The 8,716-nt window shown below is 70.0% G+C and carries 9 protein-coding genes; all 9 read right to left on the bottom strand.

Annotated elements, in window-relative coordinates; translation table 11 throughout:
* The coding region (gene recA, locus ACILQS_RS05780; RefSeq protein WP_395639158.1) for a recombinase RecA at positions 1–948 on the bottom strand (948 nt) is incomplete at its 3' end.
* Between the two features lie 297 nt (positions 949–1,245).
* The gene (locus ACILQS_RS05775) at positions 1,246–1,470 is read right to left on the bottom strand and encodes a DUF3046 domain-containing protein (RefSeq protein ID WP_395639161.1); all 225 of its coding nucleotides are present in this window, start codon (positions 1,468–1,470) and stop codon (positions 1,246–1,248) included.
* A 10-nt stretch (positions 1,471–1,480) separates the two neighbouring features.
* Positions 1,481–1,831: a helix-turn-helix domain-containing protein gene (locus ACILQS_RS05770; protein WP_395639157.1), complete on the bottom strand. Its 351-nt coding sequence runs from the start codon at positions 1,829–1,831 to the stop codon at positions 1,481–1,483.
* Positions 1,832–2,011: 180 nt separating this feature from the next.
* On the bottom strand, positions 2,012–2,488 hold the full coding sequence (locus ACILQS_RS05765) for a CinA family protein (protein ID WP_395639156.1): 477 nt from the start codon (positions 2,486–2,488) through the stop codon (positions 2,012–2,014).
* Positions 2,489–2,500: 12 nt separating this feature from the next.
* On the bottom strand, positions 2,501–3,109 hold the full coding sequence (pgsA, locus tag ACILQS_RS05760) for a CDP-diacylglycerol--glycerol-3-phosphate 3-phosphatidyltransferase (RefSeq protein ID WP_395639160.1): 609 nt from the start codon (positions 3,107–3,109) through the stop codon (positions 2,501–2,503).
* A 58-nt stretch (positions 3,110–3,167) separates the two neighbouring features.
* Positions 3,168–5,813 carry a DNA translocase FtsK gene (locus ACILQS_RS05755; protein ID WP_395639155.1) on the bottom strand — a complete coding sequence of 882 codons (2,646 nt, stop codon included), beginning with the start codon at positions 5,811–5,813 and terminating at the stop codon, positions 3,168–3,170.
* Positions 5,814–5,896: 83 nt separating this feature from the next.
* Positions 5,897–6,619: a hypothetical protein gene (locus ACILQS_RS05750; protein ID WP_395639154.1), complete on the bottom strand. Its 723-nt coding sequence runs from the start codon at positions 6,617–6,619 to the stop codon at positions 5,897–5,899.
* A 64-nt stretch (positions 6,620–6,683) separates the two neighbouring features.
* Positions 6,684–7,994 (bottom strand): ABC transporter permease, encoded by a 1,311-nt coding sequence (locus tag ACILQS_RS05745; protein WP_395639153.1) that lies wholly within the window; start codon positions 7,992–7,994, stop codon positions 6,684–6,686.
* A complete protein-coding gene (locus ACILQS_RS05740) occupies positions 7,991–8,716 on the bottom strand; it encodes an ABC transporter ATP-binding protein (protein WP_395639152.1) in 726 nt (241 codons plus the stop codon). The genes ACILQS_RS05745 and ACILQS_RS05740 overlap by 4 nt, the downstream gene beginning before the upstream one ends.

Below are 8,716 nucleotides of genomic sequence, written 5' to 3'. Positions count from 1 at the left end.
CGTGTCGGGGTTCTCGAGCAGGTACGAGCGTGCGTTCTCCTTGCCCTGGCCGAGCTGGTCTCCGTCGTAGGTGTACCAGGCACCGGACTTGCGGACGATCTCGTGCTCGACGCCGTAGTCGATCAGGCTGCCCTCGCGCGAGATGCCCGTGCCGTAGAGGATGTCGAACTCGGCCTGCTTGAAGGGCGGGGCCATCTTGTTCTTGACGACCTTGACGCGGGTGCGGTTGCCGACGGCATCCGTTCCGTCTTTCAGGGTCTCGATGCGCCGGATGTCGAGGCGCACCGAGGCGTAGAACTTGAGCGCCTTGCCGCCGGCGGTGGTCTCGGGGCTGCCGAAGAACACGCCGATCTTCTCGCGCAGCTGGTTGATGAAGATCATCGTGGTCTGCGTCGACGACAGGGCGCCGGTGAGCTTGCGGAGGGCCTGCGACATGAGACGGGCCTGGAGGCCGACGTGCGCGTCGCCCATCTCGCCCTCGATCTCGGCACGCGGCACGAGCGCCGCCACGGAGTCGATGACGATGAGGTCGATCGACCCGGAGCGCACGAGCATGTCGGCGATCTCGAGCGCCTGCTCCCCCGTGTCGGGCTGCGACACGAGCAGGGCGTCGATGTCGACGCCGAGCTTCTTGGCGTACTCGGGGTCGAGCGCGTGCTCCGCGTCGATGAACGCCGCGATGCCGCCGCCCCGCTGGGCGTTGGCGATCGCGTGCAGCGTGAGCGTGGTCTTACCCGACGACTCCGGGCCGTAGATCTCGACGATGCGACCGCGCGGGATGCCGCCGATGCCGAGGGCGACGTCGAGGGCGATCGATCCGGTCGGGATGACGGCGACCGGCGCGCGCTCGTCGCTGCCGAGTCGCATCACCGACCCCTTGCCGAACTGGCGGTCGATCTGGGCGAGTGCGGTTTCGAGAGCCTTCTCGCGGTCTGCGGGGCTGGCCATTGCTGTCTCCTTCGGTTCGTCCGGACGACCTGTCAGCTGACAAGCACGTCTCGTGCTGTGCGCCCATCGGCTGCCGATTCGACGCTGACCGGTGAAGCAAGGTCAGCGCCCTCACGGCAGGGCTAGTCGGTGTCGACGAGTGCGACGCTACGCCCGGGGTCCGACATCGGCCGGGACCGACGGGCGGAAGCATCACAACTCGTCTTCGAAAGACTCTGTGGAGGAGACTACGCGGATCCGAACAGATGTTCGAGAGGCACGATGTTCGGCGTGTCGCGAGCGCGGCGGGTCGATGACTCAGCCGCGCGCGGGCTTCGGCAGGCCGACGCCGTGCCAGCGATCCACCGGCACCTCCTGCACCCGGCACAACGCCACCCAGACCTCGCGCACCGGGATGCCCGCGGCGATCGCCTGCTCGGGCGTGCGGTTGCCGAGCTCGACGATCACGGTGTCCCGCACCAGGACGCGCCCGAAAGCGCCGAACTCGTCGGCGACCGCGCGGGAGAACTCGCTGAGCTTCAGGAGACCGCGATCAGCGGACGGCGAGATCGGCGTCGAACTCCGCGACCAGGTCGTCGGGGAGGGTGTCCGGCACGGTGTCGTACGACGAGCCGCCGAGGTACGCGCGGTGGTCGGCGAACGAGACGCCTTCGACGACCGCGAGGCGGTCACCCACCTCGCGCATGATGACCGAGATCGGGGTGTCGAGCGCGTCGGCGACCGAGGCGAGGATCTCGCTCGAGGCCTCCTTCTGCCCGCGCTCCACCTCGGAGAGGTAGCCCAGGGCCACGGACGCCCGCGAGGCGACCTGACGGAGGGTCATCGCCTTCTGGAGGCGGAAGTCACGGAGAACGTCACCGATTTCCTGACGGACCAGAACCATGGTGTCCTCCAATCGCTACCTGTCATTCGGAACCGTGCCGTCTTTCGACTGCTCGAGCCCCGGGTGGGGTGGTAACGCTACCCCACCGGTTGGTTGAACTCTAATTCGCGTCACCTCGGGAAACCCTGTGACGACACGATCTGTAACGAGATCGAAACGGCCGGTATTCCCCGGGCTGCTTCAGGAGCCTCCGACGCCGTCGAGAGCGAGGTCGAGCACCGCCTCCACCGTCCCACGGCGCACCGCCGTCCGGTCACCTCCCAGTTCGAGGCGCACCGAGCGGACCCCGGCAGACCACGCGACGGCGATCCACACCTCGCCCGGCGGGTGTCCGTCCTGCGGCTCCGGGCCGGCGACCCCGGTCGTGGCGAGCCCGATGTCAGCTCCGAGTCGCGCCCGGACGCCGCTCGCCATCTGCTCCGCGACGCACGCCTGGATGGGACCGCCCGACGCGAGGAGGGCGGCATCCACCCCCAGCAGGTCGTGCTTCAGTTCGGTGGCGTAGGCGACCACTCCCCCGCGCACGACCGCCGACGCCCCCGGGACCGACACCAGCTCGGAGAGGACGAGGCCCCCGGTGAGCGACTCCGCGACGGCGACCGTCAGCCCGCGCTCGGTGAGGGCGCGGATGACATCGACGGCGGTCGGTCTCGACACGGCGCTGCGCGCCTACTCGACCACCGAAGCGGGGCGGGGACGCCCGCGCCAGGCCTGCCAGAGGTATTCGGCGCCGCTGACCAGGGTGATGATCACGGCGAGCACCATGAGCACCGTGTTGACGACGTGCATCCCGTCGCCGAACAGAGTCCACAGCGGCACGATCGCGAACGAGATCGCGATGATCTGCACCCAGGTCTTGATCTTGCCGAGGATCGAGGCCGCGATCACGTGATCGCGCAGGGCGACGAGGCGCAGCACCGTGATGCCGACCTCGCGGACGAGGATCACGGCGGTCACCCAGATCGGCAGTTCGCCGAGGATGCTGAGCGCGACGAGAGCGCCGCCGATGAGCACCTTGTCGGCGATCGGGTCGAGCAGCTTGCCGGCGTCGGTGACGAGATTGCGACGCCGGGCGAGGAAGCCGTCGACGCCGTCGGTCGCCGAGGCGAGGATGAACAGCCCCGCGGCCACGTAGCGCAGGATGCCGTCGGATCCGTTGTCGATCAGGAGAAGTGCGACGAAGACGGGCGCCATCAGGATGCGGGCGATCGTGATGAGGTTCGCCGCGTTGCCGACGCTCACCGTGCCCTCGCCGCCGCGGACGACGCGCCCGCGCATCGGGTTGACCCGGGGGGTCGGAGGGCCGGCTGCAGGAGATCCGTCGAGCGCCATGCCCCTACTCCCTGCCGGTCAGACTCCAGGCGTCCTCGTCCGAGCCGCCGTCCACCTCAGAATACTCCGCGACCGCGGGACCGGCCGCCGGGACCGGAGCCCCGCGCAGCCGGGCGAGGACGTCGCCGAGCTGCTCTGCCGTGACGAGCACGTCGCGGGCCTTCGAGCCCTCGCTCGGACCGACGATCTCGCGGGACTCGAGCAGATCCATGAGACGGCCGGCCTTCGCGAAACCGACGCGGAGCTTCCGCTGCAGCATCGAGGTCGAGCCGAACTGGGTGTTCACGACGAGTTCCGCCGCCTGGAGCAGCAGCTCGAGATCGTCGCCGATGTCGCCGTCGACGTCGCGCTTCTCGACGACGGCCTCGACGTCCTGGCGGTACTCGGGGCGCGCCTGCGCGGTGACGTGCGCGACGACGGTCGCGATCTCCTCCTCCGTCACCCACGAGCTCTGCACGCGGATCGCCTTCGAGGCGCCCATCGGCAGGAACAGCCCGTCGCCCTGCCCGATCAACTTGTCGGCGCCCGGCTGGTCGAGGATGACCCGGCTGTCGGTCATCGACGACACCGCGAACGCGAGCCGCGACGGGACGTTCGCCTTGATGAGCCCCGTGACGACATCCACCGACGGACGCTGCGTGGCGAGCACGAGGTGGATGCCGGACGCGCGCGCGAGCTGGGTGATGCGCACGATCGAGTCTTCGACGTCGCGCGGCGCGACCATCATCAGGTCCGCGAGCTCGTCGACGACGACGAGCAGGTACGGGTAGGGCTGCAGCACCCGCTGCGACCCGGCCGGCAGCTGGATCTCGTTCGCGAGCACGGCACGGTTGAAGTCGTCGATGTGGCGGAACCCGAACGACGCCAGGTCGTCGTACCGCATGTCCATCTCCTTCACGACCCAGGCGAGCGCTTCGGCCGCCTTCTTCGGGTTCGTGATGATCGGGGTGATGAGGTGCGGCACGCCCTGGTAGGCGGCGAGCTCGACACGCTTGGGGTCGATGAGCACCATCCGCACCTCGGCGGGCTTCGCGCGCATCAGCACGCTCGTGATCATCGAGTTGATGAACGACGACTTGCCCGACCCGGTGGAACCGGCGACGAGGAGGTGGGGCATCTTGGCGAGATTCGCGACGACGAACCCGCCCTCGACGTCCTTACCGAGGCCGATCGTCATCGGATGCTGGGAACGCGCCGCAGCACTCGACCGCAGAACATCGCCGAGGGTGACGATCTCGCGATCCTTGTTCGGGATCTCGACCCCGATCGCGCTCTTGCCCGGGATCGGCGAGAGGATCTGCACCTCGTTCGACGCGACCGCGTAGGAGAGGTTCTTCGCGAGCGCGGTGACGCGCTCGACCTTCACGCCGTGGCCGAGTTCGATCTCGTAACGGGTGACGCTCGGACCGCGCGAGAACCCGGTGACCTTGGCATCGACCTGGAACTGGCCGAGCACGCTCGTGATCGCCGCGATCGTCTCGTCGTTCGCCGGGGTGCGGGTCTTCGGCGGCGTCCCCTGCTGAAGGCTCGACGCGGCGGGGAGCTTGTACGGCCGACGGCTGGACAGCGAGACCGGGGGCGCCGCGGCGAGCTCGGGATCGGGGAGTTCCGTCGGCACCGATTCGGCGGGGGACGCGAAGTCGTCCTGGAGCCCGCGGCCGCGCTGCGGGACTTCGCCGGTGAAGCGGCGCACGGCATCCTCGGCCTTGTCGAGTTCGGCGAGCAGGTCGAACGGGTTCTGCTCCGGCTCGGGCAACAGGATGTCGGTGACCTGCTCTTTCGCGACCGGGGTGTCGAACGCCGGGTCGGCATCCTTCTTGCGGCGCCACCACGGCATCGACGACGGGTCCTCGGGCTCGAAGCCGAGGTCGGTCATCGAGCCGAGTTCGGGCTGCTCGGGGGCCGCCTTGGGCTCCCGCGGGGCGAGTTCGGCGCCGAACAGGTAGGAGTAGGCCTCGCCGAGGCGCGACCCGATGCGGTTCGGCGGCGTCTTCGTGAGGATGAAGAGCGACAGCAGCATGAGCGCGGCCGCGAGCGGCACCGCGAGCCACGCGGCACCGATCGAGACGAACGGCTGCGCGACGATCCAGCCCAGGATGCCGCCGCCGTGCGCCATCGCCACGGCGCCGTCGGCGGGCTGCGGCTGCCCGCCGAAGAGGTGGCTGAGGCCGCTGACGCTCGTCAGCAGCAGCGCGAGTCCGATGCCGAGGCGACCGTTGTCGTGCACGCTCGACGGATGCCGGAACAGCCAGACGGCGAAGACCAGCATGATGACGGGCAACGCGAACGCGACGCGGCCGAAGAGCCCGCCGAAGGTGTACGCGTCGAGCGCGATCGCGACCTCGTGCGACGGGTTGAACCACTCGACGATCGCCCCGCCGATCGCGAGCACGATCAGCAGGAACGGCACCCCGTCGCGACGCTCGTCGGGGGCGAGCGTCTCCTTGCCGAACAGGCGCGCGCCTCCGCCGACGGCGTGGGCGAGCCCCATCCAGAGGCTGCTCAGGATGCCCGGCTCCTCCGTCTTCGCGGGGGATCGGCCCTTCGGGTAGCGCTTGGTCGCGGCCGAGGTCGTCGAGCGCGCGCGGGAGGTCTGCGTGCGGGGCGTCTGGCGCGCACGCGCATTCGACGACCGGGTTCCCGTGGCCATGCGGTCACGGTACCCGCGGCGTCAGGCCGCCCCCGGGAGCGACACCCTGCCCCGGATCATCCGACTCAGAACGGGCATCCCGCTCAGAACGGGCAGAGCCCCGCGATGTTCTCGGAGGCGACGACGGTGAAGGGGGCGACCCCGGTCTGCACGGCGTGGATGTAGACGACGACGTCGGCCGGACGGAACCCCGCCCAGTACGGGTCGGTCGTCGACACTTCGATCTGCAGCGTGCCGTGGTCGCCCGTGATGACGTAGATGTCGGTCAGATCTCCCGCGACGACGGCGGCACCGGGATAGGCGCTCTCGACCGCGGATCGCGCATCGCCGATCCGGACCCCCGCGGTCGTCGGGATGACCTCGTTCAGCAGGTCGATACGATCGAGGACGCTGCCCTCGACGTGCACCCCGAAGTCGCCGTCGCGTCCGTCGCGGTAGGCGGGGATCGGCACCCAGAGGGCCGCGGCCGGGTCGCCCGGGCCGATGCCGATGCCGGAGCCGGTGTTCGCGTCGGTGCAGAATTCGGGTTCGAGCACGAGCATCTGCGTCGCGGGGTCGGTCGACGGGGCCTCACCGAAGACGAGCGTGCCCATGCCATCGGGAGAGAGCGCGAGTCCGGCGCGCACCGGTGCCGTCTCCGGGGCCGGCAGAGGCGTGGGCGAGTCGCTCGGCTCGGCGCTCGGCGACCCGCTCCCGGCGCTCGGACTCGGGGCACCACCCCCGGGGAAGCACCCGCTGAGCGCGGCGGCGAGGGCGATCGCGAGCACGGCTGCCGCGGGAGCGGTCACGGGGCGAAGGCGCGTCATGCCCGCATCCTGGCAGCTCCCTCCCCTCCGACGGAAGTAGGGATTCCGCCCATTCGCGCGCGGCTCAGTACCGGATCGCGTCGATCACCTTCACCCGCACCGCCACGAGCGCGGGCAGCAGACCCGCCAGCGCGCCGACGAGCGTCGCCGCGCCGAGACCGATGAGGGCCGCCTCGATCGGGAACCCGGGGATGTCCTGGATGACGAGCGCGAGATAGGAGTCGGTGATCGGGTTCTTCACGAGCACGATCGCCAGCAACACCCCCGCCAGGCCCGCGACGAAAGTCGCCACGACGCTCTCCATCATCACCGAGAAGAAGACGCGCCCCGCGGTCGCCCCGAACGCGCGTCGGATGCCGATCTCGCGGATACGGTGCTTCACCGACACCAGCGCGATGTTGAGCAGCCCGAGCGCGCCCAGCAGCATGACCAGGACGGCGATGCCGATGACGACGACCTTGGGGATCAGCAGCGGGTCCTCGGTCTGCCAGGCGAGGTAGTCCTGGCGCTGCACATCGACCTGCCAGTCCTCGCCGAGCGCCGCCGCGACGTCCCGCTGGATGAGCGGCACGAGCTGGTCCGACGCCTCCGGAGGCACCCACGCCTCGTAGTTCGGGATCTGCGGGAAGTTCGGATCCTGCGGCACGAACGTGTCGTAGTCGTCGTTGAGCAGGTAGGCCTGCAGGAAGGAGCCGTCGAGCGACTGCTTCGGGGTGATCCCGACGATGATCGCGTCGACGGTGCCGGTGGGCGTGACGATGCCGATCGTCGGATCGACCCGCAGGTCGGGCGAGCCGAGGCGCTCCCACACCTCCTCGCTCACGACGATCGCCGGCGCGAGGCGCAGCGTGTCGCGTTCGGTGAACCACGACCCCTGCTCCAGCGCGATGCGGTGCATGACGCCGTAGGGCTGGTCGACCCCGAGCGCCGAGATCCCGAAGGTGCCGTCCGGGAACTGCACCGTGACCCCGCCGTAGCTCGTGCGGTTGACGTAGGTGATGCCGTAGCGCTCCATCGCGGTCGTGAAGGCGGCGTCGAGGGCGGCGCGCGACGGCGACTCCCCCGACATCGGGTTGTACGCGTACAACCCGATCGAGGCGGGCCGGCCGCTCTGCCGCTCGAAGTTCTCCACCGTCGCCTGGGTCGCGATCGAGCCCGCCGCGACGACGCCGGCGAGGGCCGCGACCGCCACTCCGACGCCGATGAGACTCAGCAGCACCTGGGTGCGGTGGATGCGGACCTCGGCCCAGGCCTCGACGACGGCGCCCACGAAACCGGTCCACAGCCGCGACGCCCGGCCGGGACCCGACGACGTCGGCGCCTCGGGGATCCGCGGAGACGCGACCAGCTCGGTGCCGGCGGAGTCGGTGCTCACAGGGTCGCTCCCGTCGCGGCGAGAGTCTGCATCCGGTCGCTCTGGATCTCGTGCAGGACCCCCGCGTCGAGCCGGTAATGGCGCCGGGCGAGGGCCGCGACGTTGGGATCGTGGGTGATCGTGATGAGGGCGGCCCCGGACTGCTCGGCCGCGGTGTCGAGCAGCTCCATGACGGTGCCGCCGGTCTCGACGTCGAGGGCACCGGTCGGCTCGTCGGCGAGGATCAGCCGCGGGCCGCGCACGAGCGCACGAGCGATCGCGACGCGCTGCTGCTCGCCGCCGGAGAGTTGGTCGGGCGTCGACTTCAGGCGACGTCCGAGGCCGACCTTGTCGAGCATCTCGCTGGCCAGTTCCTTGCGCCGCCAGAACTGGGAACCCGTCGCGTAGAGCAGCGGGGTCATGACGTTCTCGAGCGCCGTCCGCCCGGGCAGCAGGTTGAACTGCTGGAAGATGAAGCCCACGTCGCGGCCGCGTCGACGGTCGCGCTCGCCGGCATCCAGCTTGTCCAGCGGCGTGCCGTCGAACTCGAGGCGCCCGCTGGTCGGGGTGTCGATGAGTCCCAGCAGGTTCAGCAGGGTCGACTTGCCGCTGCCCGACCGACCGACGATGCTCACGTGGTGGCCGATCTCCACGCTCAAGTCGACACCTCTGAGGATGTCGAGGTGCCCGCCATCGGGAAGTTCGACGGAGCGCGTCACGCCCTCCAGTTCGACGAAGGCCAT

Source organism: Pseudolysinimonas sp., assembly GCF_044239695.1.
GTDB lineage: Bacteria > Actinomycetota > Actinomycetes > Actinomycetales > Microbacteriaceae > Pseudolysinimonas_A.
The sequence above is the reverse complement of the archived record's forward strand: the minus strand, read 5'-3'. Positions and strand labels throughout refer to the sequence as shown.